Source organism: Paenarthrobacter sp. PH39-S1 (assembly GCF_030063245.1).
Classification (GTDB): domain Bacteria; phylum Actinomycetota; class Actinomycetes; order Actinomycetales; family Micrococcaceae; genus Arthrobacter_M.
The window spans coordinates 14439-39647 of sequence record NZ_JASISR010000014.1 but is presented as its reverse complement, the minus strand read 5'-3'; the positions used below and the strand labels follow the sequence as shown (position 1 = coordinate 39647).

General features: G+C 64.8%; 20 protein-coding genes, 2 tRNA genes and 1 pseudogene. 14 read left to right on the top strand and 9 right to left on the bottom strand.

Annotated elements, in window-relative coordinates; translation table 11 throughout:
• Nucleotides 1–67: 67 nt before the first annotated feature.
• Nucleotides 68–742: a hypothetical protein gene (locus QMG52_RS10610; RefSeq protein ID WP_283560378.1), complete on the bottom strand. Its 675-nt coding sequence runs from the start codon at nucleotides 740–742 to the stop codon at nucleotides 68–70.
• 335 nt (nucleotides 743–1077) lie between these two features.
• On the opposite strand from QMG52_RS10610, the gene QMG52_RS10605 reads away from it, so the two are divergent.
• Nucleotides 1078–1153: transfer RNA gene (locus QMG52_RS10605), tRNA-Lys, on the top strand.
• 157 nt (nucleotides 1154–1310) lie between these two features.
• Here the strand turns inward: QMG52_RS10605 and QMG52_RS10600 are convergent.
• The 4 genes and pseudogenes from QMG52_RS10600 to QMG52_RS10580 all read right to left on the bottom strand — a co-directional run bounded on the left by QMG52_RS10600 (nucleotide 1311) and on the right by QMG52_RS10580 (nucleotide 5359).
• Nucleotides 1311–2765, bottom strand: coding sequence for a purine-cytosine permease family protein (locus QMG52_RS10600; RefSeq protein WP_283560377.1), 1455 nt, complete (start codon nucleotides 2763–2765; stop codon nucleotides 1311–1313).
• 205 nt (nucleotides 2766–2970) lie between these two features.
• Nucleotides 2971–3525, bottom strand: a pseudogene (locus tag QMG52_RS22240) (GNAT family N-acetyltransferase).
• An 83-nt stretch (nucleotides 3526–3608) separates the two neighbouring features.
• On the bottom strand, nucleotides 3609–4715 hold the full coding sequence (locus QMG52_RS10585) for an App1 family protein phosphatidate phosphatase (RefSeq protein ID WP_283560375.1): 1107 nt from the start codon (nucleotides 4713–4715) through the stop codon (nucleotides 3609–3611).
• Between the two features lie 161 nt (nucleotides 4716–4876).
• Nucleotides 4877–5359 (bottom strand): MarR family winged helix-turn-helix transcriptional regulator, encoded by a 483-nt coding sequence (locus QMG52_RS10580; RefSeq protein WP_283560374.1) that lies wholly within the window; start codon nucleotides 5357–5359, stop codon nucleotides 4877–4879.
• Between the two features lie 165 nt (nucleotides 5360–5524).
• Between QMG52_RS10580 and bcp the strand changes: the two genes are divergently transcribed.
• Nucleotides 5525–5995, top strand: a complete 471-nt coding sequence (bcp, locus tag QMG52_RS10575; protein WP_283560373.1) for a thioredoxin-dependent thiol peroxidase — start codon at nucleotides 5525–5527, stop codon at nucleotides 5993–5995.
• A 151-nt stretch (nucleotides 5996–6146) separates the two neighbouring features.
• Nucleotides 6147–6231, top strand: a tRNA-Leu gene (locus QMG52_RS10570).
• A 104-nt stretch (nucleotides 6232–6335) separates the two neighbouring features.
• Here the strand turns inward: QMG52_RS10570 and QMG52_RS10565 are convergent.
• Nucleotides 6336–7109: an SGNH/GDSL hydrolase family protein gene (locus tag QMG52_RS10565; RefSeq protein WP_283560372.1), complete on the bottom strand. Its 774-nt coding sequence runs from the start codon at nucleotides 7107–7109 to the stop codon at nucleotides 6336–6338.
• 258 nt (nucleotides 7110–7367) lie between these two features.
• Between QMG52_RS10565 and QMG52_RS10560 the strand changes: the two genes are divergently transcribed.
• The 8 genes from QMG52_RS10560 (at nucleotide 7368) to QMG52_RS10525 (ending at nucleotide 19164) form a co-directional block, all read left to right on the top strand.
• Entirely contained in the window at nucleotides 7368–8039 is a 672-nt protein-coding gene (locus QMG52_RS10560) for a fasciclin domain-containing protein (protein WP_283560371.1), read from the top strand.
• 430 nt (nucleotides 8040–8469) lie between these two features.
• Nucleotides 8470–10149: an ABC transporter substrate-binding protein gene (locus tag QMG52_RS10555; protein WP_349361695.1), complete on the top strand. Its 1680-nt coding sequence runs from the start codon at nucleotides 8470–8472 to the stop codon at nucleotides 10147–10149.
• A 117-nt stretch (nucleotides 10150–10266) separates the two neighbouring features.
• Nucleotides 10267–11796 (top strand): malate:quinone oxidoreductase, encoded by a 1530-nt coding sequence (locus tag QMG52_RS10550; RefSeq protein ID WP_283560369.1) that lies wholly within the window; start codon nucleotides 10267–10269, stop codon nucleotides 11794–11796.
• A 55-nt stretch (nucleotides 11797–11851) separates the two neighbouring features.
• A complete protein-coding gene (locus tag QMG52_RS10545; protein WP_283560368.1) occupies nucleotides 11852–15094 on the top strand; it encodes an efflux RND transporter permease subunit in 3243 nt (1080 codons plus the stop codon).
• A gap of 128 nt (nucleotides 15095–15222) precedes the next feature.
• Entirely contained in the window at nucleotides 15223–16173 is a 951-nt protein-coding gene (locus tag QMG52_RS10540) for a putative endonuclease domain-containing protein (protein ID WP_283560367.1), read from the top strand.
• A 295-nt stretch (nucleotides 16174–16468) separates the two neighbouring features.
• Complete coding sequence (locus tag QMG52_RS10535) at nucleotides 16469–17683, top strand: LLM class flavin-dependent oxidoreductase (protein WP_283560366.1); 1215 nt, start codon at nucleotides 16469–16471, stop codon at nucleotides 17681–17683.
• A complete protein-coding gene (locus QMG52_RS10530) occupies nucleotides 17680–18138 on the top strand; it encodes a MarR family winged helix-turn-helix transcriptional regulator (RefSeq protein ID WP_283560365.1) in 459 nt (152 codons plus the stop codon). Before QMG52_RS10535 ends, QMG52_RS10530 begins: the two co-directional genes overlap by 4 nt.
• 108 nt (nucleotides 18139–18246) lie before the next feature.
• A complete protein-coding gene (locus QMG52_RS10525) occupies nucleotides 18247–19164 on the top strand; it encodes an oxidoreductase (RefSeq protein WP_283560364.1) in 918 nt (305 codons plus the stop codon).
• Here QMG52_RS10525 and QMG52_RS10520 read toward each other — a convergent pair.
• The 3 genes from QMG52_RS10520 to QMG52_RS10510 form a co-directional block, all read right to left on the bottom strand.
• Nucleotides 19127–20521, bottom strand: coding sequence for an MFS transporter (locus QMG52_RS10520; RefSeq protein WP_283560363.1), 1395 nt, complete (start codon nucleotides 20519–20521; stop codon nucleotides 19127–19129). The two genes, QMG52_RS10525 and QMG52_RS10520, sit on opposite strands and share 38 nt — an antisense overlap.
• A complete protein-coding gene (locus tag QMG52_RS10515; RefSeq protein ID WP_283560362.1) occupies nucleotides 20518–21078 on the bottom strand; it encodes a winged helix-turn-helix domain-containing protein in 561 nt (186 codons plus the stop codon). The genes QMG52_RS10520 and QMG52_RS10515 overlap by 4 nt, the downstream gene beginning before the upstream one ends.
• 98 nt (nucleotides 21079–21176) lie before the next feature.
• Nucleotides 21177–22040, bottom strand: a complete 864-nt coding sequence (locus tag QMG52_RS10510; protein ID WP_283560361.1) for a hypothetical protein — start codon at nucleotides 22038–22040, stop codon at nucleotides 21177–21179.
• A gap of 167 nt (nucleotides 22041–22207) precedes the next feature.
• Between QMG52_RS10510 and QMG52_RS10505 the strand changes: the two genes are divergently transcribed.
• From QMG52_RS10505 to QMG52_RS10495, 3 genes are all read left to right on the top strand, one after another.
• Nucleotides 22208–23158 carry an alpha/beta fold hydrolase gene (locus QMG52_RS10505; RefSeq protein WP_283560360.1) on the top strand — a complete coding sequence of 317 codons (951 nt, stop codon included), beginning with the start codon at nucleotides 22208–22210 and terminating at the stop codon, nucleotides 23156–23158.
• Between the two features lie 247 nt (nucleotides 23159–23405).
• Nucleotides 23406–24062, top strand: a complete 657-nt coding sequence (locus tag QMG52_RS10500; protein ID WP_502920501.1) for a DUF1684 domain-containing protein — start codon at nucleotides 23406–23408, stop codon at nucleotides 24060–24062.
• 135 nt (nucleotides 24063–24197) lie between these two features.
• On the top strand, nucleotides 24198–25130 hold the full coding sequence (locus QMG52_RS10495) for a fumarylacetoacetate hydrolase family protein (protein ID WP_283560358.1): 933 nt from the start codon (nucleotides 24198–24200) through the stop codon (nucleotides 25128–25130).
• The last annotated feature ends 79 nt before the right edge of the window (nucleotides 25131–25209 follow it).

Genomic DNA, 25209 nt, shown 5'->3' with positions numbered 1-25209 from the left:
TATGACTGCCGTCCGACAGCGCGCGAACCAGGCCCACCAGCCGGACCGTTTCCGTCGGATTGTTGCGTCAATCAGGCGGCCCAGTCCCCGCTTGCCCGTCGCTGCTGTGCGTCCGCACCGTGGGCCCGGCCGTGCGTGCCAGGAACCGCCCGGCCTGCCGGAAGTCGCGCACCAAAAATACGCCCGCCCCCGCCTGGGCAGCTACGGCAATTGCCATTAACCACCAGAGGGGACTGTGACCGGGCACGGCCTGGGGTATGAAGGCGAGTGGATAAAACGGGGCAACGACGAGCTGCGTCGCAAGCCCCTTTCGCATCTGCACCGCGGCGCCCCGAGTGACGGCAAGGTGTTCGGACTCCAGGGAGGCCCTGCCACGGATTTGACGGCGGATCCGCTTTCGCTCCTGGTTCTCGAGCGAAATCAGCAGGTCAATTCTCCCCAGCTCAGCGGCCGGAGCGATTTTCTTCGCGTTATAGACCAGCCCGCCAACCAGGACACCCAGCGCGGCAAGGGAACAACCAAACCCCACATTGGACAGCCACTGGTCCAGGCCGCTTCCGAAGGCCAGTATCCCACCCAACGTCCCGACAGCGATCAGGATCACGACGCCAGCGGGAAAGTAGAGCACGAAGTACGTTTTCAGGGCTTCGCCCATGCCGTTGTCGGCTATGCCCTGCGCTTTCCTTGTGGCGCTGGCCCATCGGGCATTGGATTGCCCCATCAGATCATCAATTCCGCTCATCGCCCTCTTCCCTTTGGGTGCAGCGTAGCGGTCCGGCATCCACCAATCCCCGAGTCGGGCCTGTCTGCGCGGCGATCTTCACGCATTGTCAGGCAAGGCGGCCAGTGCAGCGGTTCCGAGACCGCCTGTGCGGGAGCGCCGTCGTCGTCCTGTACTTATTCCCACCGACCCGCCTGACCGCACCGGCAGTTACCCCGGGCGGGGCAGGAAAGTATGCGGTGGCACGCGGTCGCCGCGTCGATTTCGCACCGGCGAGAAAACCATGTAGAGTTACATGTCGTTGCGGGGTGCTGAAATGGAAGAATTTCCTTGCCGGTACGCGCAATTTGCCTAAGGCACCTCTAGCTCAATTGGCAGAGCAATTGACTCTTAATCAATGGGTTTCGGGTTCAAGTCCCGAGGGGTGCACCAGAAAAGGAGCCTCTGACCTGCGGAAACGCCGGTTAGAGGCTCCTTTTTGGCTCAAAATCGGGCGGTGTTGCCGGTTCGCGGCGGTGTTGCGGTCTCTGAGCCGGTGAGCTGGCTCGCGGGCCCTCCGGCGGCGGTACCGGAAGGCTGCCGAGCAGGACTAGGGCAGGACATGGTCCCGGGCTGCCGATTCCAGCTCGGCAGCCTGCGCTTGAGCGAGTCTGGTTTCGGCAGCAACATCGATGTGGCGGGTCAGCAGCCAATAGAGCACTGCGGCGACCGGCAAGCCGATGAACAGGGATATGTCCGCCCCATCCATGGCCCGGGCCGCGAATCCGACGAAGAGCTTCCCCGCGGAGAAGAAGGGAACCATCAGCACGAATCCGACCAGGTACGCCACGATGCCGGGCCAGCCCCACCGGCCATAGATGCCGTCGGGCTTAAAGATTTCCGCGATCGCGTAGTGGCCCTTACGCACGACGAAGTAGTCGGTGAGGTTGACGGCCGTCCACGGGATGAAGAAGTACAGTACCAACAGCAGGAAGTCGTTGAAGTTGACCAGGAAATCCGCCGACGCGAGGTTGGCCAACACCAGCGAGATGACTGCCGTGATCGAGATGGTGATAACCCGCAGCGTCAGGGTGGGCCGGATGCGCCGGAGGCTATCGATGGAGGAGATCAGGGTCAGTGAGCCGCCATACATGTTCAGCGCAGTCACCGACACCAGCCCCAGGGCCGCGATGAATAAGGCGATGGCGCCGAACCCGCCGAAGAGCGCATCCGCGGTGGATTTGATCGAGTTGATGGTTTCGAAGCCTTCACCGGCTGCGGCGGCAATGTAGGCACCGAGGAACATCACCCAGATACCACCCAGTGCGCTGCCCCAGAACGTCCACCGGAACGTGCCCCGGCCCTTGCCCGGCGGCAGGTAACGGGAGTAGTCAGAGACGTAGATGGCCCAGGAAATCTGGTACCCCGCGGCAACCCCCAGCTGTCCCAGGAACGGCACCAAATGAAAGCCGGCCAGGTCGTATGCCCCGGCCGGCACGGAAAGCTTGCTCAACGCGGCCACCGAGAGCAGTGCCAGCATCGCTATCGTGAGGTATGTGAGGTAACGCTCGAACGCGTGGATGAGGTCATAACCGAACAACGCGACGACGACGGCGACAATCGTTACGACCCAGAACCAGAGATTGGGCGAGCCGATCGACAATGATCCTGCGAAGGCCTGGCCAGCCAGAATGGTATTAAAGATGTTGAAGCCCGCGTATTGCAGAAACGCGAAGAACCACACAAGCAGCGCGCCGATATAGCCGAATTGCGGACGGGATTGAATCATCTGCGGTAGCCCGAGTTGGGGGCCCTGCGAGGAGTGCGCGGCCATGAAGAGTGTGCCGATGAGAATTCCGATAGCGATCGCGATCAAAGACCAGATCAGGTTCCCGCCCGTGGTGATGCTGATCAAACCTACCGCCAGCGTGGCGATCTGGGCGTTGCTCATAAACCACAACGGACCGATGTGGGAGACTTTGCCGTGCCGCTCGTTCAAAGGGACGTAGTCGATGGACCGCACTTCCAGGCCCCGACCGCGCCCTGCTTCCGTCGTTGCGCTCATCGTACATTTCCTTCGCAAAAGGCGTTGCCGGAGAGGGTAGGCTCACAACGCTGTGAATGTGCCAGGTTAAAGGCGAGGGGCCCCGATAATATTTCGACCGGTGAACACCCATCCCGGAATTCGGTCTACCACGAATGGAGGCGTACGGAAACCGTTTGACGAATTAATCGTTCGTACGGCGGCCGTTTTTCTTTCTTTGTTCGCGTCAGTCGGTGAGTTCCTCGGCGAGCATGTCCATGAGGAGGCTGTCGTGCCAGCCGCCGTCGGCCCCGCGCTCGCTCCGGCGGCGAATGCCGACTGGCCGGAAGCCCACCTTCTGGTAGCAACGAATAGCGCGCTCATTGTCGGCGGCCGGATCTATTTCGAGGCGGTGATGCCGCAGATCGACGACGAGGTGCCGGGCCATCGTCCGCACCGCGTCCGTGCCCAGCCCCCGACCGTGGAACGCGGGGTCAAGATAAATGTCGATGGACGCGTGCCGGTAGTCGGGCTCCTCTTCGGACTACCATTGGATCCAACCGATGAGATGGTCCTCCACCTCGATGACGTACGGCGTCGAGTCCGGCTCCGCAAAGTCCTGTTCCACGGCGGCGGTCATATCTTCGCCGCCTCGCCAGCGAGCGTAGACCTCCGGGGTCCGGCGGATCGCAACAAGGGCGGGGATGTCAGCCGGAGCCGCTGGTCGGAGGCGGACAATCGCGCCGTTAAACGTCGTCACTCTCCGACTATAGGTTCGGATGCCCGGGCGTCCAATGGACATCGCGAAAGCGATGCGGCGCAATCCCACCGGCGTGGGGGGCAACCCCGGATCCTGTCAGCGTCGGATCTCTTACGGGGACGCAGTCAGAAGATGCGGAGTTCGCGGAGTTGTTTCGCCATTGAGGCTCCGTCCGGGGCATAGACCCAGTCCGTGGACGGTGCGGGCTGGGTCTGGTAACCGTCCGCGGACCGTCCGCCGGAGAGAACTGACTCACCCACCGAGAGCTGCCGGATTGCTACGGCAGCCGTGAGATCAGGGTGCCGCCGGGAAAACTCTGCGTAGATTTCCTCATCATGCTGACCGTTGTCGCCGATGAGTAACCAGCGGATCCCCGGGAATTCCTTGGCAAGGAGTTCGAGATTTCTTCTTTTGTGTTCGCGCCCGCTGCGGAACCACCGGTCTTGGGTCAGACCCCAGTCGGTCAACAGCAGCGCCCCTGCGGGATACATATTCCGGGCCAGGAAACGGGCCAGGGTAGGGGCAGCATTCCACGGACCGGTGGAGAGATAGATGACCGGCGCATCCGGATACTCTACGGCGAGCCTGTCCATTAAGACCGCCATCCCCGGTGTCGGAGTGCGTGCGTGTTCGCTGACGACGAAGGTGTTCCACAGGGCGAGGAAGGGCCGCGGCAACGCCGTGACCATAACGGTGTCATCTATGTCCGACACGATTCCAAACCGTGTGTCCGGGGCAATGACGAAGATCGGCGCTTCCACGGGGCCCGTCCCTGCCGCCCGGAACACCGCGGTATGCCAGCCAGGGTCTAAGCGGACCTGAACGTAGGTGTCTATCAATCCGCCGCGATCAGCGCGCACGCGGTGCAATTCCCCGCCGAGTTCAATCTCGACTTCCCGGTTCTGCACGGGGACGCTCGTGAAAGCGCGCCACCCGCGGACGTTTCCGACAACGGTCTTGGCAGCACGGTCCGTCAGGCCCCCGGCGCCGTGATTACTTGCCAGCAGGACCCGTCCGAGCACCCGAACCCGGGTCGGGGTCCCGTATCCGGAATATGCCACCATCTGCTCAACAAAATTCCAGCGCTTGGCCTGTCGGACCCGCAGCCGGTAAAAGGCGCTTCCCAGCCGCAGCGCAGCGTGGAAGAAGGGCCTGCTGTGCGTCGTAGCTGGAGACGACGGGTTTGGGGACGACGAGTTTCGGGACGACGGGTTTGGGAACGGCGCACTCATGCTCCAACTGTGCCACACCGAGCGATGTCGGGCCCATCAATGCCCACGGTCATGTGCCGTCTGGTCGACGCCGCGGGTCATGTGCCGTCTGGTCGACGCCGCACCACGTTACCCGGATGAGTTAAACCCTCGGGGAGCAGAATCCGGACCCTGTTTATCGGTCAGTTACCAGCGGGCGAGTCGGCCAGGGCCGCGCGGGCCCGGCTTTCCACTTCGCGCAGGTTTTGCGCCGTGCTGCTCACCGAGCGGATGATCGTCTTCAGGTCCGACCGCAGTTCACGCTGATCCATCCCCGCGGTTTCCAGCAGCCCTTTCTCCATCTGATGGGCTGAATCCAGCAGGCCCCGGCCCCCATCCGAGAGGGAGACCAGGTGGCTGCGCCGGTCCTGGGTGCTGCGGACACGGTGCACGTGTCCGTGGCTTTCCAGCCGGGAAAGCGTCTTGCCCATGGTCTGGGCCTGCACCCTAACGATTGATGCCAACTGCGCCTGCGTCATGGGACCATGGGCCGCGAGAACGTCGAGAGCGATAATGCCGGCGTGGGTCATACCGATACTGGCCAGCCGCTCGTTCCACGCATGCTCCACCAACCGCGCTGCGGTTGAGAGTAGGCGGCTACTGGGCCATTGATCCATATCGGGCATGCCACCAAGTATAGACCCGACTAAGTCCAAGCCACTGGACAGCGCCTCGACCAACCCATAAGATGCCGATCCTTCCGTCGGCCGCCGGCCTGCGCCGCCGCCGCCTGGCTGTCATCGCTCCCGGCTAAGCTGGAAGAAAACGCCTTCAATGACAGGGAGAAAACAATGGCCGAGCAGCTCGCCACCGGCAACGAAGCACCTGACTTTACGCTGACCAATTCCACCGGGAAGCAGGTCTCGCTGACGGACTTCCGCGGACGAAAGACGGTGCTGTACTTCTACCCGGCGGCGTCTACTCCGGGATGCACCACCGAGGCCTGCGACTTCCGGGACAACCTGAACTCACTGAAGTCCGCCGGCTACGAGGTCGTGGGCATTTCGCCCGACCCGGAAGCAAAGCTCGCCAAATTCGCTGACGCGGAAAGCCTGAACTTCCCCCTGCTTTCCGACCAGGACCACGCCGTTGCGGAAGCCTATGGCGCCTGGGGCGAAAAGAAGAACTACGGAAAAAGCTACGAAGGCCTCATCCGCTCCACCGTTGTGCTCGACGGCGAGGGGAAGGTCAGCGTGGCCCAGTACAACGTCCGGGCCACCGGACACGTGGCCAAGCTGCGCCGTGACCTGGGCATCGACTGACGAGCCGCGATCCCGGCACCGGATCACCATCGGCGATCCGGGGGATCCGGGGATCGACTGACGTACCGCCCGGCAGATAATGCGCCGGCCAGCAGGTAGGATGGAGGCTGTTATTCACCGGAACACCGCCACGGTCACGGCATTCCGGAACGCGCGAGTGGTGAAATTGGCAGACACGCAGGATTTAGGATCCTGTACCTTCGGGTGTGCGGGTTCAAGTCCCGTCTTGCGCACCAACAGCATGATCCGCCGGCCGGCGTCGTGGGCGCCTCGGGCCAGTGAGCGCAGCCGAATCAACGCAGCGAACCCTCAAAGCGGCGCACTCGGCGGGCCCGCCTGGTCAGCCAGCCGTCGGCAGCAGCGGCCGCAGGAGTTTTTCCATCCTGGTGGCCAAATATTCGTGCCCGAGCACGCTGGGGTGGTCGCCGTCGGGACCGATCAGGGTGTCCTCCTGTCCCTTGAACCAACCGAGCTGGATCGGGTCCACAAACGGCGCGCCGGCTAAATCAGCGGCAGCGGCGATTGTGTCCCGCACGGCCAGCAGCCCCTCGTCCGGATTGTCCTGCACCGCCGCGGGACCGACAAGCAGGATCTGCGCGTCCGGCGCCCTGCGCCGGATCACCGCCACGGTCTCCTGAACCTGGTGGCCGATCTGAGCCAGGTCCTGGCCGACGTCATTTTCCGAACCATAAACAACGACGACGGCGGCCTCCCGGATCACGGTGGCGTCGGCTTGTGCGGCAAACGGCAGATCACCGTCTCCTGGTTCCACATATCCGGCACCGTTCCGCGCGCCGTTCCTCAATTCCACATTGATCCCATCCTGGGCAAAGTCTTGGACCAGCACGTTGGGCCAGGCAGCTTCCGCCGAGGTCTGAAAACCGGTGCTGATTGAATCCCCCAGCACCACGATGGTGTCTGCCGCCGGCTGCTGCCGGGTGACCGCAACCGTCGTCGCCGGCCCGCCGCCGTCGTCCGTCGGCTGGCATGCCGTTAACAGCAGGCCGGCCAGCAGCGACAGGCACAGCACGGCGATACCAGACAACCGGCCGGGACGGATCCGCGGTTCGGGTCGGCGGGGCCGGCGCTGCAGCATACCCGGGTTCCGTTTCATGCCACCACGCTAGACCCTCGCTGCCGCAGACGGACCCAGCACCGGAACATTTCCTGTGTGGTCGCGCCGGGCTATCCGAAGGTGAAGGAGAAGGCCTGCAGCCCCAGGGGCCCGACGAGCTTGGCGGGCAGGGCGGGAAAAGAAAATTTCCAGCTGCACCCATCCGGCCGTTCGCAACCTCCGAATACCAAGTGAGACCCCGACCACACGACGAGTGCTGAATACGCGGACCATCGACTGACCTACAGGAGTATTGCCATGGCACTGAAGAAGCGCACCTCAGTCGCTTTCCTCTCGCTGACCGCCGTGTCCATGCTGGCCCTGTCGGCCTGTGGCGGCAGCACCGCCGCATCAGGGGCGTCAGGTGCGGCCGGGTCCGGCTCCTCGGGCATGACGTCGTCGGCCGCGAGGTCCGGCTCGATGACCACGGCAAATCCGGCCGCCGATCTGGTTGGTCCGGGTTGCGCCGCCTACGCCGCACAGGTTCCCACCGGGGCCGGCTCCGTCAACGGCATGACCGCTGATCCAGTCGCCGTCGCAGCCTCCAACAATCCACTGCTGACCACGCTGACCGCCGCCGTCTCCGGCAAGCTCAACCCCAAGGTTGATCTGGTCAGCACGCTCGATGGTTCCGAGTTCACCGTCTTCGCCCCAGTGGACTCCGCGTTCGCCAAGCTCGATCCGGCCACACTGGAGTCGTTGAAGACCGACGACGCGACGCTGAGCAAGATCCTGACCTACCACGTGCTGCCCGGGCAGATCACCCCGGACAAGCTGTCCGGCGAGCACAAGACGGTGGAAGGCGGCACGGTGACGGTGACCGGAAGCAAGGATGATTTGAAGATCGACGGCGCCAACGTGATCTGCGGCGGCGTCCACACAGCCAATGCCACGGTCTACCTGATCGATTCGGTGCTCTCACCGAAGTAAAGCTCCCCGACCGGCTGCTCAGAACCGGCAGGGGGAAAGCGGGCGGGCGTTCGGACTGCCGAGTCCGGCGCCCACTCGTCCTGTACCCGGCGCGGGGAAAGCGGGCCGGTGTCCGGACCGACGAGTCCGGACACCTGCTCGGCCTGCGCCCGGTTTTGCGGGGAAAGCGGGCGGGTGTCCGGGCCGACGGGTCCGGGCGCCCGCTCGTCCTGCGCCCGGTTCCGCTGGTACAGCGGAACGATCCGGGAGATTGCCGGGCACCAGCTGGGAATCGGCTAACGATCCGGTAACCGCCCCCGCAATTGCCGTGCCGCCGCCCGGGACCGTGCCGGATGGTCAACTAGACTGGAAAGTTCTGCGGACATACCTTCGCAGTCTTGTAGGTGTTGCCGGATAACAGGGGCGCGCCGGGAACGGGTCAGTGCCGAAAATGTGGGGTCAGGAAGTGGTGTCTGTAGTGCGTCGGAAGGCTCGTTTGCGGACAGCGGTGAAGACAGCAGCGGCCCTGCTGGCCCTCTCCCTCTCGGCCTGCACGGCGCAGCCGGCACCGGCACCCTCCAGCAGCGCCCCGGCGGCAACGGCGACCTTCAATTTCGGCACCGGCGCCGATCCGATGGGGCTGGATCCGGCGCTGGAATTGGATTCCGAGTCCTTCCGGGTAACCCGGCAGGTGCTGGAAGGTCTGGTCACCGTGGATGCCACCACCGGAGCACCGGCACCGAGCCTGGCGACCAGCTGGCAGGAACTTCAGGACGGCCTGGCCTACTCCTTCAAACTCCGACAGAACGTGACCTTCCAGGACGGCACAGCACTTGACGCCGCCGCGGTCTGCACCAATTTCAACAGATGGTTCACGCTGCCCGCGGCCCTCCGCGGCGGCGGCAACAGCACCGCCTTCAAGCAGATTTTCAAGGCCTTCTCAGATGACGCGAAGAATTCCGTGTTCAAAAACTGCACCGCCATGGGCCCGTCCGACGTCACGATCGAGCTCAACTCGCGGCTGAGCGGCTTCCTGCAGGCCATGACGCTGCCTTCCTTTGCCATCTCGTCGCCCGCGGCCCTGACCTCCATGACTGCGGACACTCTCACCGCCTCGGTCTCCGGGCACCCGGTCTCCGCCTACGGCCAGCATCCGGTGGGGACGGGTCCGTTCCGGTTCACCTCGTGGCAAAACGGCAAGGTCACGCTCAGCGCGAATCAGAACTACTGGGGCACCAAGGGCGAGATTGGCGTCCTCAACTTCATCACCTACGACCAGCCGCAGATCCGGCTGCAGGCGCTCGAAGACGGCACCATTGACGGCTACGACCCGGTGACCCCGGGCGATTTTGACGCGCTGGTCAAAAACGGCGAGCAGATCCTGCAGCGCGATCCGTTTTCGGTGATGTACCTGGGCATCAACCAGGCGGTGCCAGTGATGGCGGACCTCAAAGTCCGTCAGGCAATTGCCACCGCGATCGACAAGCAGAGCCTCATCAAGGCGTTCTTCATTGACGGCAGCCAGGCGACGTCCCAGTTCATCCCGCCCAAGCTCAGCGGCTTCAACAATGCGGTGACCGGTTACGGCTACGACCAGGACAAGGCCCGTAAGCTGCTCGCCGAGTCGAGCTACAGGGGCGAGCCCATCACGTTCTACTACCCGACAAATGTCACGCGCACCTACCTCCCCACCCCGGAGAAGGTGTACGCCGAAATCGCCCGCCAGCTCACCGCCGTCGGCTTTAACATCAAGCCGGTGCCCGTTCCATGGTCTGACGACTATCTGGGCAAGGTCACCAGCCCCGGCGACCACGCGCTGGACCTGATGGGCTGGAACGGCGGTTATGCTGACCCGGACAATTTTGTGGGTCCGCTTTTCGGAACCCCGAACGGCGAATTCGGCTCCCATGACCCGCAGCTGATCAGCAAGATTGACCGCGCCCGGATGTTGCCCAACGGACCGGACCGCAACGACGCTTACCAGTCCGTCAACACGCAGATTGTGCAGACCGTTCCCGCGGTGCCGATCGCCTTTCCGATCTCGGCGGTGGCCCTGTCCAACAAGGTGGCAACGTATCCCGTCAGCCCGGTGCTCAATGAGGTGTTTAATCAGATCAAACTGGCCAAATAGCATCCGCCGGACCCACCGGGCTCCGACCGGACAGCGACGCTGAGCGCTCAATTTCAGCAACCACTCCCCGGCGCGATACGCTTCAAACGCCAGGACCGCCGCTACCGGAGATGGACCGTGACTTTCATTTCGCAGACTCAAGACGCTGACGTTGTTCTCATCGGAGGCGGCATCATGAGCAGCACCCTCGGGGTATTGCTCAAACAACTCGAACCCGGCTGGAAGATCGCGCTCTTTGAGCGCCTCGACCGCGCGGGCACGGAAAGTTCCGACCCGTGGAACAATGCGGGCACCGGCCACTCCGCCCTGTGCGAGCTGAATTACACGCCGCAGGCCATGGACGGCTCGGTGGATCCGGCCAAGGCCATTGGCATCAACGAGCAGTTCCAGCTCTCCCGCCAGTTCTGGTCACATCTGGTGACCAACTCGATGATCGGCTCGCCGCGGAAGTTCATCAACACGGTCCCGCACATGAGCTTCGTCACCGGCGAGGATAACGTGAAGTTCCTGCGCACCCGTTACGAAGCCCTCAAGCCGAATCCGCTGTTTTCCAGCCTGCAGTACAGCGAGGATCATGCGGAGATTGCCGGCTGGGCTCCGCTGGTCATGAAGGGCCGGCCCGCCGGGCAGAAACTTGCCGCCACGCGCGCCGCCGAGGGCACCGACGTCGACTTCGGCACGCTCACCCGCGACCTGGTCGGATACCTTTCCGAGAACGACGTCGAGGTCAACTACGGCACGGACGTCACTGACGTCCACCGCGGCAGCGACGGCCGCTGGGACATTTCGCTCAAGCACCCATCCTCCGGCGAGCACGGGAAAATCAGGGCGAAGTTCGTTTTCATCGGCGGCGGCGGCGGCGCCCTGCAGCTGTTGCAGGCCTCCGGCATCCCGCAGGGCAAGGGCTTCGGCGGCTTTCCCGTGTCCGGACAGTTTTTCCGCTGCACCGATCAGGAGATTGTCTCCCAGCTAAGCGCTAAGGTCTACGGCCAGGCGTCGGTGGGGGCACCGCCGATGTCCGTGCCGCACCTGGACACCCGCTATGTCAACGGACAGCGCTCCCTGATGTTCGGCCCGTACGCCGGCTTCTCCACCAAATTCCTCAAGACCAGCTCGCTGCTGGACCTGCCGCTGTCCATCCGGCCCTCTAACCTGGTGCCAATGCTCGCCGTCGGCAAGGACAACCTTTCGCTGGTCAAGTACCTGGTCTCCGAGGTGGTCAAGAACCGGTCGTCGAAGGTGGAGGCGCTGCAGGAGTACTTCCCGACGGCCGACGGCGGCGACTGGGAACTGATTACCGCCGGCCAGCGTGTACAGATCATCAAGAAGGACGCCAAGAAGGGCGGCGTGCTGCAGTTCGGCACCGAGGTCATCACCTCGGCGGACGGCTCGATCAGCGCCCTGCTCGGTGCCTCCCCGGGCGCCTCCACCGCCGTACCAATCATGCTGGAGCTGCTGCAGCGGTGCTTCCCGCGGAAGTTCAAGCTGGAATGGCAGGATTCGCTGCGGGACATGATGCCCACGCTGGGCACCAAGCTCAACGAGAATCCCGAACTGGCGGCCGACACGATGGCCAGGACGGCCGCGGCCCTGCAGCTGGATACCCAGAGCCTGGATCCGCAGACATTGGACACGCAGGGCGCCTGACTTGCGCGGCATGGTTCCCTCCGGCGAAACAGGCCTGGACACATCGGAGTACTGAATGTTCCGCTTGGCTCAGCTCTCGCTCGGCAACCGGGCACTGATCGCGCTGATCACGATCTTCGCCGTCGTTTTCGGCGTGATTACGCTCGGCTCGCTGAAGCAGGAACTCATTCCCTCGATCGAGTTCCCGCAGATCACCGTGATCACGTCCATGCCCGGGTCCTCCCCTGAGGTGGTGGACAAGCAGATCAGCGAGCCGCTGGAGACCGCGCTGAACGCCGTCGAGGGCCTGGAATCCAGCACCTCGGTGTCGCGCAACGGTGTGTCCAGCATCAATCTGGCCTTCGCCTACGGCACCAACATGGACCGGGCGCGGAACCAGATCGACAGGGCCATCTCCAACTCCCGGCAGATACTGCCGGATAAGGCCGAACCGCAGGCCATCGCCGGGAACATCAGCGATTTTCCGATCGTCTTCCTGGCGGTGTCCTCGGATAAGTCACTCAGCGAGCTGAATTCGGACCTGCAGCGGCTGGTGGTGCCCAAATTTCTCAAAATCGACGGCGTCCGCGGCGCCGATGTGACCGGCGCCAACTCCCAGCACATCGCGATCCTGCCGGAGCCCGGGAAACTCACGGCCGCCGGCATTCCGGTGACGGCGATCAGCGACGCGTTGAAAAACAACGGCACGCTGGTGCCCGCCGGGACGCTGACCGAGGACGGGAAATCCCTGTCCGTGCAGATCGGCAGCCCGGTTGACTCCCTGGATGCGATCAAATCCCTGCCGCTGGCCGGGCCCAAAGGTGCTGCAGCTCCAGCCGCCGGTGCGGCCACTGGAGGTGCCCCGGCCGCGGGCACTCCGGTGACCATCGGCGCCGTCGCCAGCGTTGCCCTGGCCGATGACACCACCACGTCCATCACGCGCACCAACGGCAAACCGACGCTGGCCCTGTCCGTGACCAAGAAGCCGGCGGCGGACACGGTGTCGCTGTCGCACCAGATTCAGGCGCAACTGCCGGAACTGCAGGCCTCGCTCGGTGCCAACGCGCAGTTCACCACGGTGCTGGACCAGGCCCCCTTCATTGAAAAATCGATCAGGGACCTCGCCACCGAGGGGCTGCTGGGACTGGCCTTCGCCGTCGTCGTTATTCTGCTTTTCCTGCTGTCCGTTCGCTCCACGCTGGTGACGGCGATCTCCATCCCGCTGTCGCTGCTGATCACCTTTATCGGGTTGCGGGCGACCGGATATTCGCTCAATATCCTCACCCTGGGCGCGCTGACGATAGCGATCGGGCGGGTGGTGGATGACTCGATTGTGGTGATTGAGAACATCAAACGGCACCTGAGCTATGGGGAGGACAAGCAGACAGCCATCATGGCCGCGATCCGCGAGGTGGCCGGGGCCGTGACCGCGTCCACGCTGACCACGGTGGCGGTGTTCCTGCCGATCGCGTTTGTCGGCAGCATCGCCGGCGAGCTGTTCCGGCCGTTTGCGCTCACCGTCACGATCGCCCTGCTCGCGTCGCTGGCCGTCTCGCTGACGATCGTGCCGGTGCTGGCGTACTGGTTCCTGAAGTCTCCGGCCGTGGCGCACGACGGCGGCGGCGCGCTGAGCGGGAAGGCCCTGCTGGCGGTGGTGGAGGACAAGGAACGCAAGAGCCCGCTGCAGCGCGGGTACCTGCCGATTCTGACGACGACGCAAAAGCACCCGGTGATCACGCTGGTGGCCGGCGGCATCATTTTGCTGGCGACCCTGGCGATGACACCGCTGTTGCCGACCAATCTGCTGGGCAACAGCGGCCAGAACAGCCTCTCGGTTACGCAGAAGCTGCCGCCGGGCACCAGCCTTCCCGGCACCTCCGATGCTGCCGGGAAGGTGGAAGATGCGCTCAAGGGCATCACCGGGATCAAGGACGTCCAGGTCACCATCGGCAACGCGACCGGCGGTTTCAGCGCCCTTTTTTCCGCCGGCGCTTCCAGTGCTTCTTTTCAGGTGGTCACGGACGAAAAAGCCGATCAGACCAAATTGATGGACACCGTCCGGAACCGGCTGAAGGAGATTACCGATGCCGGGACGGTCAGCGTCGGCTCTTCCTCGGGGGGCTTCGGAACCTCCAATACGGTGGACATCAATATCAAGGCCCCCAGCTCCACTGATCTGAAGACCGCCAGCGACAAGACCGCAGCGGCCATGGCCGGCCTGCCGGGCGCCGGCGAGATCGCCGCCAACCTCTCCACCTCGCAGCCGGTGGTCCAGGTCAGTGTGGACCGGGCCAAGGCGGTGGCCGCGGGGCTCAACGAACAGCAGGTGGCCGGTGTCCTGGCTTCCACCCTTTCGCCCCTGCCGGGCGGGACCGTGCGGATCGATACCACGGACTACCAGGTGCAGATTGGGACCGGCACCGGGTTTGCGAGCATCGACCAGCTGCGCGCCGTGCAGCTGCCCACCGCCTCCGGTGCGGTGACCCTGGCCAGTGTGGCGACGGTGGAGCAGGTTCAGGCGCCGGTCTCCATCACCAGTTCCAACGGCCAGCGCAGCGCCCGCGTTTCGATCACTCCCACGGGGAACAACCTCGGCACTCTCAGCGCGGACGTCAAAAACCGGCTTGCCGCCGTCGACCTTCCGGCCGGGGCAACCGCGGTGATCGGCGGCGCCACGACGCAGCAAACGGAGTCCTTCAACCAGCTCGGGCTGGCCCTGCTGGCGGCCATCGCCATTGTCTACATCATCATGGTGGCCGCCTTCAAATCGCTGATCCAGCCCTTGATCCTGCTGGTCTCCATTCCGTTCGCGGCCACCGGCGCCATCCTGCTGCTGCTCATTTCCGGGGTGCCGCTGGGCCTGCCGTCGCTGATCGGCATGCTCATGCTGGTGGGGATCGTGGTCACGAACGCGATTGTGCTCATCGACCTGATCAACCAGTACCGCAGACCCTCCGGCGACCGGGCGGCCATGAGCGTGGCCGACGCCATTGAGCACGGCGCGCGCCAGCGGTTGCGGCCGATCCTGATGACCGCGCTGGCCACGATTTTCGCGTTGACACCGATGGCGCTGGGGATCACGGGCGGGGGCGGGTTCATTTCGCAGCCGCTGGCCATAGTGGTAGTCGGCGGGCTGGTCTCGTCCACCGCGCTGACGCTGATCCTGGTGCCGGTGCTGTACCGTCTGGTGGAGGGCCGGCGCGAACGCCGGCAGCTGCTGGCGGACCGCAAACGCGTCCCCACGCCTGTGTCCCGCCCCGCGCACGATCGACGCACCGGCGCCATCCCCACAGTCCACGGCCGACGCGCCGCCGGCTGACCCAACTGGGTCGCACTTATGGCACCCAAAAGACGTTTTGAGTGCAGGTGCTGCTACTCAGTTGGGTCGCGGGCAGGAAGGCTGTGGATAACGGCCCGCAGACGCGCGGTGTTTGCCATGATAGGCCAATGCGCCCCGCCATTCCCCTTCCCGAGCCATTGGACACGGCTCCATTCACGATCGGGGATGCCTTGGGTGTGGGCGTCAGTTACGGCCGGCTGCGCAACACGCAGCTGGCCCGTCCCAGCCGCGGGATCCGGATTCCGGAGCACGACGGCGAAGACGGGCTTGCGCTGCTGGCCGCGCCACTGTCGCGCGTCACTGAGTTCTCCGCGGCCGCCCACGCGACAGCCTTCAGGATCTGGGAATTCCCGGGATTTCTTCCGGGTGCAGACGGCCCGAACATCCATATTTCCCGGCCGGACACTGTGGCTGTGACACGGCGCCGCGGCGTCGTCGGGCATCGTGCGCAGTTCTTCGAGGACGAGGTCTGCCGTCTGAACGGCCTGAGAATCACCACCCGTGCGCGGACCTGGCTGGACGTCTCCCGAAAGATGAGCGTCGACGAGCTCACCGTCGTCGCCGATCACCTGATCCGTATTCCGCGGCCGCAGTTTGAAGTCCGCTCCGAGCCCTACGCAACTCTTGCGGAGCTGGCCCAGATGCTGGATCGTCACAAGGGTACGCCGGGAATCCGCAAGGCCCGGCTGGCGCTGGAGCAGGCACGCCTCGGATCGGATTCCGCACCGGAAACCCGGCTGCGCCTGGCCATCGTCCGCGCAGGTCTTCCGGAGCCGGTCCTGAACGGCCGAGTGGACCTGGCCGACGGTGCCGGCCGGGAGCCGGATCTCTCGTTCCCCGAGTATCGGGTCGCGGCGGAATACGAGGGCGAGGGCCACTCCGATCCCGATCAGATCATCCGCGATATCAGCCGCGAGGAGGATTTCATCCGAGCGGACTGGATCCAGGTGCGGATTTCCAAACGGCACATGGTCAATGACGCGAAAACGGCCGTTGCCAAAATCCGCGCCGCCCTGCTGTCCCGCGGCTGGTCCCCGCGGTCCGGCCCAACTGAGTAGCAGCACCTGCACTCAAAACCCGGAATGGGTGCCCTAAGTGCTACTCAGTTGGGAGGGTGGGGTGCCGCGCCGGAGCCTGATTCCTTCCCGTATTGATTCCTTCCCGTATTGATTGCTTCCCGTATTGATTCCTTCCCGGGGTGATTGCCTGCCGGCTTTATTGCTTCCCGGACGCCCGCGGGGCACGATAGGTTCAGCCGGGAACAATAGCGGAACGCGTCGTGTTATTGGGTATATTAGATGCAAACGTATATAAATCCGGAACGGCTCCCGGCCCGGATTGAGAGGACCACCCGTGCAGATCGGCATATTCAGCGTTGGAGACGTCACCACAGATCCAACGAACGGCGCCACGCCCACGGAGCATGAGCGCATCAAGGCGATCACCACGATCGCCAAGCATGCCGAGGACGTGGGAATGGACGTCTTCGCCATCGGCGAGCACCACAACCCGCCGTTCTACCCCAGCTCCCCCACCACCATCCTCGGATACGTGGCCGGGCAGACCAAGCGCATCATTCTCTCCACGGCCACCACGCTGATCACCACCAATGACCCGGTGAAAATCGCCGAGGACTTCGCCATGCTCCAGCACCTCGCGGACGGCCGCGTCGATCTTATCCTCGGCCGCGGCAACACCGCTCCCGTCTACCCGTGGTTCGGTAAGAACATGCAGGACAGTGTGGACCTCACCGTCGAGAATTACTCGCTGCTGCGCCGGCTCTGGGACGAGGAGGTCGTGAACTGGCAGGGCAAGCACCGGACGCCGTTGCACGGCTTTACCGCCACGCCCCGCCCGCTCGACGGCGTCGCCCCCTTTGTTTGGCACGGGTCCATCCGCACGCCTGAAGTGGCCGAAATCGCCGCCTACTACGGAGACGGCTTCTTCGCCAACAACATCTTCTGGCCCAAGGAGCACTATCAGCAGCTGATCGGCCTCTACCGGGAACGCTACGAACACTACGGGCACGGCCAGGCCGACCAGGCCATCGTGGGGCTCGGCGGCCAGTTCTTCATCCGCCGCAATTCCCAGGAAGCGGTGCGCGAGTTCCGCCCGTACTTCGACAATGCGCCGGTCTACGGACATGGCCCCTCTATGGAGGACTTCACCTCGCAGACGCCGCTGACCGTGGGCAGCCCGCAGGAGCTCATCGACAAGACGCTGACCTTCCGGGAGTTCTACGGTGACTACCAACGCCAGCTGTTCCTCGTTGATCATGCAGGTTTGCCGCTGAAAACAGTGCTGGAGCAACTGGACCTCTTCGGTTCCGATGTGCTGCCGACACTGCGCCAGGAGTTCGCGGCGCGGAAGCCCGAGCACATTCCGGACGGTCCCACCTTCGCCGGCCGCAAGGCCGCGCTGGCCGCCCGCACCGCCGCCGCCTTGAAGGCTGCCGCGGCGCAGACCAAGGACCCGGCGGGAACCGGGCCGGCATCAATCGCCGGAGAGTACGCAGTGGCGGCCCGGGAGGTGCTGCCGGACCGGCCCACGGATCAGGGAACCACATGAGCTCCCCGGAGGCACACCGGCGCTTGGCCGCCGACGCCTGGGAGTCACTGTTCCGGGCGCAGGTGAGTGTGATCCGCAGGCTGCAAGCGGACCCGGCACTGAAACGGGTGAACATACGTGAATATGATGTGCTGTTCAATTTGTCCCGCTGCCCGTCCGGCTGGCTCCGGCTCAATGAACTCAACGACCATGTCCTGCTCAGCCAGCCGAGCATCAGCAGGATGGTCGACAGACTGGAGCGGCAGGGCCTCGTCCAGCGCAAGACTGTGGAAGAGGACCGCCGCGGGGTGCTGATCGGACTGACCGATGAGGGCCGGAAGCTGCAGCGGGAGATCGGCCGTGAACACGTCCGCGATATCGACCGGCTGGTGGGGTCGGGCTTGTCCGACGACGAGCTGACGCAACTGAAGATGCTGACGGACAAGCTCCGCAGCTCCGTGACAGGACTCCGCTAGCAGACCCAACGCCGCCCGGCACGCAGGTCACCCGCCGGTCACCGCCGGCGCACACCGCCAGCTGACAGACCACCACTGACGGGGGTCGCCAACAGGAAAGAGCACACAGTGAACGGATTCCGCGCCGACAGTATGGCGGATCAGAGCGGGCGGCGGGTGGTCATCACCGGAGCCAACAGCGGCCTCGGATTCGAGGCCAGCCTGGCCTTCGCCGCCAAAGGCGCCCGTGTGACGCTGGCCTGCCGGAATCCCGAACGGGGCGAGGCCGCCCTGGCCCGCCTCCGCGAGGCCACCGGCTCCACCGTCTGTGACGTCCGCCCGCTGGATCTGGCCAGTCTAGACTCCGTCCGCGAATTCGCCGCCGGCTGGTCCGACCCGCTGGATGTGCTGATCAACAACGCCGGACTGATGGCCACCGCCCGGGCGACGACGGCGGACGGCTTTGAACAGCAGCTCGGCATCAACCATCTGGGCCACTTCGCCCTGAACGGCCTACTGCTGCCGGCCCTGCGGGAGGCAGCCGCACCCCGCGTCGTCGTCGTCTCCAGCCTTGCGCACAAGCGCGGAGCGATCAATTTCGACGATCTGATGAGTCTGAGCAGATACCGCCGCTGGCGCGCCTACAGCCAGAGCAAAATCGCCAACCTGTATTTCGCGATGGAATTCGCCCGCCGTCTTGACGCCCGCGGCGAGCCCCTGGTGGTCGCCGCGGCACATCCGGGGTTGGCCAACACCAACCTCCCCGCCAGCATGGGACGAACCGGCATGAGCATGATGACCAGTGTTTTCATGCGGCTGATGGCCCAGCCCGGCCAGTGGGGCGTGCTGCCAGTGCTCTACGCCGCCGCCGCGCCCGACGTGTCCAACGGCGACTTCTACGGCCCGAACGGCCCGGGCGAATCCCGCGGTGACGTCACCATTGTGGCTCCGGCGGCGCGGGTTGCCGACCTGCTGGTGGCACGCCGGCTCTGGGACGTCAGCGAACAGCTCACCGGCGTGACGTTCGCCGATCTGCCACCGGTCTGACGCTTTCCAGGTTTGGCACGCCGCAGTGTGCCTTCCGCTCCTCCCATTCCGCGCCGGCCTTACGGCTCTTCTCCTTTACTGCACTCTTCGCCTTCACCAGGAACAGCGGCGCGGCCATGGCAAGCACAACGCCTGCGGCGACCAAGGCGAGCCCGGTCGAGGCCCCAGTTGCCAGCAAACCAAGGACGACGGCGCCGACGGATCCGGCCGGCTGGGCGGCCATCGATGCCAGCGACAGCGCAGTGGCACGGTGTCGGCTTCCCACCTGATCGTGCAGCAGCGTCTCATAAATGGCACCGGCCGCGGTATGAACGGCATAGGTGGCGAAAAACGCGATGATGAGGCCAATCGGGCCGGCCGCAAGGCCCATGGCAATCACGGTGCCCCCTTGGACGATCCGCAGTGCCACCGACACCGTCACCATGGACAACCGCCGGAGCCGCAATGGCACGGTTAGTGCCCCGGCGGCTGAGATCCCCCACGCCGCCGCCGATACCGGTCCCATCACGGAACCGGCCAGGTCAGGACCGGAGAGAACCTCGGAGAGCCGTATCGGCATGAGCGTCTCGAAACCAATCATGCCGAAGCCCCAGAACACTTCCACCGCGACCAACGCCCTCAGTACCGGGGAACGCCACATCAACCTGGCGCCATCGGCGATGGTTCTCGGCGTCGCCTTCACAGAACCAAGCAGCCGGCCGACGCGGGCGGAACGGTCCTCGTTCATTAAAAGCATTGTCACCGTGATCTGCACCAGGGTCAGCGCGGCGGCAAGCCAGATCGGGACGGCAAGCCTGTCCGTCGACGGGAACGGGTTCCACGCCACGATGCCCCCGGTCAGCACCGCCCCGGCAGCGATCGAAAGTCCGGTGATGGTGCCCGCCCCGGAGAGACCTTTCGCCACAGACTTTCCCCTGCCGCCGCCGATCCCGCCGCCGTCCTCCCCCTTCCCGGCGGCCCCGCCGCCGATCCCGCCGCCGTCGTTCATCCCGGTGTCGATCATCTCGTCGACGTACCAGGCATTGAGCGGCCCGCTGTCCAATGCGCGGAAGACTCCAGCCAGGCCAGAGGCCAGCGCAAACCACAGCACCGAGTCGGCGAGGGCAAACATGACGTAGGAGGCGAGGGCAACAACGGCCGAGGCGATGAATACCGGCTTGCGGCCCATCGCGTCGGCGAACCCTCCCGTGGGCAGCTCAAGGCACAGCACCACAATCCCCTGCACGGCGAAAGCCGCGCCAAGCTCGGCGATGCTCAGGCCGCGGTCCAGTGGCAGCAAGGCATGGACCGGGATGATCAATCCGGTGGGCAGCCAGCGAAGGGCGCTCAGAGTCCAGAAGCGGCTGCGGAGATTCATGGCTGTTTCCGCGGCAGGGCGGCCACGTGCAAAGCGACTGACATGGCATCGCCAGCCGTCGACTCCCGCTCGCGGTAACTTTCGATCAAGTCCCCGATGCCCGAGAGAAGTTCATCAGTGTCGGTGCTGGTGAGTTTTAGGAGGTAATCGCTCACTCCGAGAGTAGACCGCCACCGCGTGCTGAGTTCACGGTGCAGGTATTCGTCCGCGTTGCCCATGAAATATTCGACGGCGTAGCCAACGGTTGATTGCATCAATTGACGGCCGGCCTCGTCCCCGGCGAAGTTCTCACTGCGGACCTCGGTTAGGTCGTGGAGGGCTTTCCATCGGCGTTCGCGCCTGGAAGGCTGATCATCGCAGTCACCCACGAATCCGAAGCGCTCCAGTTGGCGCAAATGATAAGAGGTGGAGCCGCTGGATTCTCCGAAGCGCCGGCCGAGTTCCGACGCCGTGGCCGGACCATCCTCGCGCAGTGCACCGAGCAATTTCATACGCAAGGGATTCGCGATGGCGCGGAGGGTGTCGAGGTCGTCAACGATCTTGTGCGTGTAGGCCATAGTTCACAGCATAGACCGCAAAGAATCCTTTGCAAAGACTTCTTTGCGCTGGCGCTGACACCCGGGTCAACCCCAACCAATCGGACCGGAGCCGGCAGCTACGCCATAATTTTCAGCGATGTGATCATGCGCCGCACGTTCTGGAACCGACTGCTGAGCATGTGCTTTTCCGCCTCCGCGATGGTGTCAAACGTGTCGATGCCTGGGCTGCCGGTGCTGGAGAACTGGAGTACATCGCCAAACATATAGTTCCCGAGGCCGGGTCCGCTAACCGTGTTGTAGATCAGGCAGGCCTGCCCGTCCGCGCCCGCGGAGTGATCCGTGATCCCGTACGACGCGTAAAACTTGGTGCTGCCCTGAAGCAGCCGGTAGACAAAGCGCGGCGGGACCGCCCGTGCGTCGTCGGCTCCGGAGGGAATGTTCACCGGCACGCTCGCCAGCACGGTGTATGGCCGCAAGGGCAGGCCGCCGCAGGCGCCGCCCAGCCCCGTCATGCCGGTCGCCAGTGTGGCCACCTGCCCGCCGTCTGCATCCTTGACCGCGATGTTCTTGGCACCGGCGCTCGGACCATCGGCCAACTGCTGGACCGTCCAGTCCTGCGGCACCTCGAAGCTGATCCTGTGCGCGCTGTCCGTATAGGTTTTCCACGCTGCGGCGGTGGGTCCCGCGCTTGGCGGGGCGGCGCTGTCGGTTCCGGCCGTGTCTGCGCTTGACGCGGAAGCAGAGGTCGACGACGGCGGCCCGCCGGCGGACGCCGCACCGGCCGTGGGTCCGGCGCTAGGGCCGGTAAGGCTTGCGGAAGTGGAGAAAACCGGCGCAGGCGAGGAGCCCCGCGCAGGTCCGCCGTTGGCACAGCCGCTCAGCCCCGCGTCCAGCAGCACAGCCAGCAGCACAGCCAGCAGCACAGCCAGCGCTTTCGCCGCGCCGGCCGTGCGCCGGACAATTCCCTGGCGTGCGCTCATCGTCTCTCCCCGAGTGGACCTGATAGCCACATCCTAGCCCCGCGCACGGCTCCCACGACGCGATGAACTGCTGATAAAACGCCGCGCGCATGGACAAGCGCCGCATGCCCGGCACTCCAATCCGACGGACGCCCGGCGACGAACGACTGATGGACCCAAGGAGCACCGTGAGCACATTTACTTCCGCCGCATCGATCGTCGCCGCCACCGTCCTGCACCGCCGGATCTTTCCTACCGGACTGGGACCGGTGGCTGTGCGGTATTCGCCCGCGGTGGCCCGGGCGGATCGGGGGAATGCTACGGCGGACGTGTACCTGCACGGGGCTGCCGGTTCCTGGACCACCTTTATCCCGCTACTGGCCGCATCCGCGACTGCTGGAAACGGGCATCCGGGGGAAGGGAATCCCGGGGACGAACGACACTCGGTGCTGATGGACCTGCCCGGCTGGGGCGAATCGACGCAGGGAACGAGCGCCGCATCGCTGACCATGGCGACCATGGCTGAGGCGGTGACAGGTATTCTGCGGACCCTCGGCTACCGGCACTGGAACCTGATCGGTCACTCGATGGGTGCCTTCCTGGCGCTGGAAATCGCGGCCGCCGAGCCAAAGCGGGCGGCCAGCGTTGCTGTCATTTCCGGCGCAACGTTCAGCGTGGCGACGGCCGCGGCTCACCCGCTCCCGGGCCTGCTGCGCTTCCCAGCGTTCACCGCCATGCTGCTGTTGATGCGCGCCATGGCCGCCTGTGGACCGGTCGGAGAATTCCTGGTCCGCCGCACGGGTCGGAGCCCGCTGATGCGTCCCCTGATGTCACCCTTCTTCTCCCATCCGCACGTCATTGACGGTACCGTCATCACGGCGCTGGGCGAGGACGCACGTCCGGCTGCCTTTGCCGCGGCCGCGAGAGCCGCAGCCGGATACGACTTCAGCCGGTGGCGCGGCATCACGGCACCCGTGCTGGCGGTGCGCGGCCACCGGGACGTGTTCACGCCGCCGTCGGATCTGGTCCGGCTGGCGGAACTGGTGCCGCACGTCCGGCTGGTGACGATTCCTGGCTGCGGGCACTTTGCCCCCATCGAGCAGCCTGGATTTCTTGCCGGGCTGCTGACGCAGTATTGAGCCGCGAAGACCGCCGAGGCGAAGTCATGGCGGAAAGCCACCGGCGCTTGCCGCAGTCAGCGATATTCCGGGCGAATACGCCTACGGATCGCTGACGTAGGCTGACGGCATGGGACAGACCTCGGAGCACGCAGACGGCAATATAAAGCGGTCGGAAACGGCAACGGCGAAACGCGCAGAAGCGGGGGAAGCGGCCAACGGTTCGCCGGAAGCCGCCGCCGAGGACCACCTCGAAGCAGGGGCCACCGTGGACCCCACCCAAGAGTCCGCGGCAGCAGACCGGCTGCAATCAGCTGCGGCCGTGCTGGACTGGCGGTTGCAGACCTTCGCGCTCTACGCCGAGGTCCGTGCCGCCGCTGCAGCGTCTCCGGCCAAGGCACACATCCTCTGGCGTGAACGGCGGGACGCCATGTTCGCCGACCATCCGGCGTCGGCGCTGAACCCGCTAAGGAAAGAGACTTTTACCGGGCTGCCTGTTGCCCCGTATGACCCGGCCTTCCGCTTCGAGTGCGGGCTGACGACGGAGGGCGCCGGTCAGGAAATGACCATCAGCACCGGAACGGACGGAGCGGTCCCCTTCGTCCGGCTCGGCGCCTTGGAGATACCGGGGATCGGCGCACTGGCGGCTTGGAAACTGAACAGCTATGGTGGCGGCATCTTCATCCCCTTCAGGGACACGACCGCCGGACAGGACGGAGGCAGCTATGGCGCCGGCCGATATCTGCTGGACACGATCAAGGGCGCCTACCTGGGACGGGCCGGGAACCACTTCATCGTTGATTTCAATTTCGCCTACAATCCCTCCTGCGCCTACGACGAGGCTTGGGCATGCCCGCTGCCCGGCCCGGACAACCGGCTCGGAACCGCAGTCACGGTCGGCGAAATGTACTCCCCCATCGACTGAGCAACAGCTGCTCCTTTAAGACTTGTTTCGAGTTCATACGGTTACCTTTTGCCCGCTCGGTTGCGCCGTCTTGGAGGCATTGCCGGGGATCGAGCCGGCTAAGGGAAGACATCCCCAAGGAGGTAGGATGTCTTCATGACGACCCCGACTCCCTTCCGCGTTGCCCGCGTCCGTCCGCTCGATGGTCCGGCAGCCGCTGGGCATGGCAACGCCGCTGAACCCGCTGCGCCGCAGAGCGCAGCACCCGCAGTACCGCACAACCCAGCACCCGCTGCCGCCGTGGGCGCGAGCTCCGAGCAGTTCTTCGTCGTCAATTCCGCGGCGGATTTCGGCAGTGATGACGGCAGGGTATGGGAAATCGTTGACACGCCCTTTCCCGCTTCGCCCGCGAACCAGAACAGCCCCCAGCGCGGACGGTGGACCGTCGGCGGCACCGTCGACCAGTCGGAATTCACTTTCCTGGCTCCGTGCGCGCCGGCCAATGTCTTCGGAATGGCCCACAACACCGGCGCCCCGGGACGGGCGTTGCCGCCGCAGGCCTTCCACAAGGCCGCCACCAGCGTGATCGGACCGGGCGAGGCAATCGTCCTTAGCCCCACCGTCGGTTACGTTGACCCGGAAGCCGAACTGACCGTCGTCGTCGGACGCAGCAGCCGCAACCTGACACTGGGCAACGCGCGCGAGGCTGTGCTCGGCTTCACTATCGGCAACGACGTCTCGGCCCGCGACCTGCAGAAATCCGACGAACTGTGGATCAGCGCCAAAAGCCAAGACACCTTCACGCCGCTCGGCCCATGGATCGTGGTCAACCTGGACGATGCCGATGCCGCGATCTCGATTGTGCATAACAACACCGCGCTCGCGGCCGCCAGCACCAAGGATCTGGGCTGGAGCGTCGACGAGATCCTGGTCTATCTGAGCTCCTTCATGACGCTGCACCCCGGCGACGTCATTCTGACGGGATTCCCGGCCGAATGCCGGCAGATTCAGCCCGGTGACACGGTGGTCTGCCGGATCACGGGGATCGGCGAACTCACCAACCCGGTCCGGTCGTTGGTGGCGGAGTAGCGCTTTCGGACGGAACTCGGACACAACCCGGTCACAGCTGAGCAACAGGGGATTCTTGGTTATGGCCCGGTTACGTGGA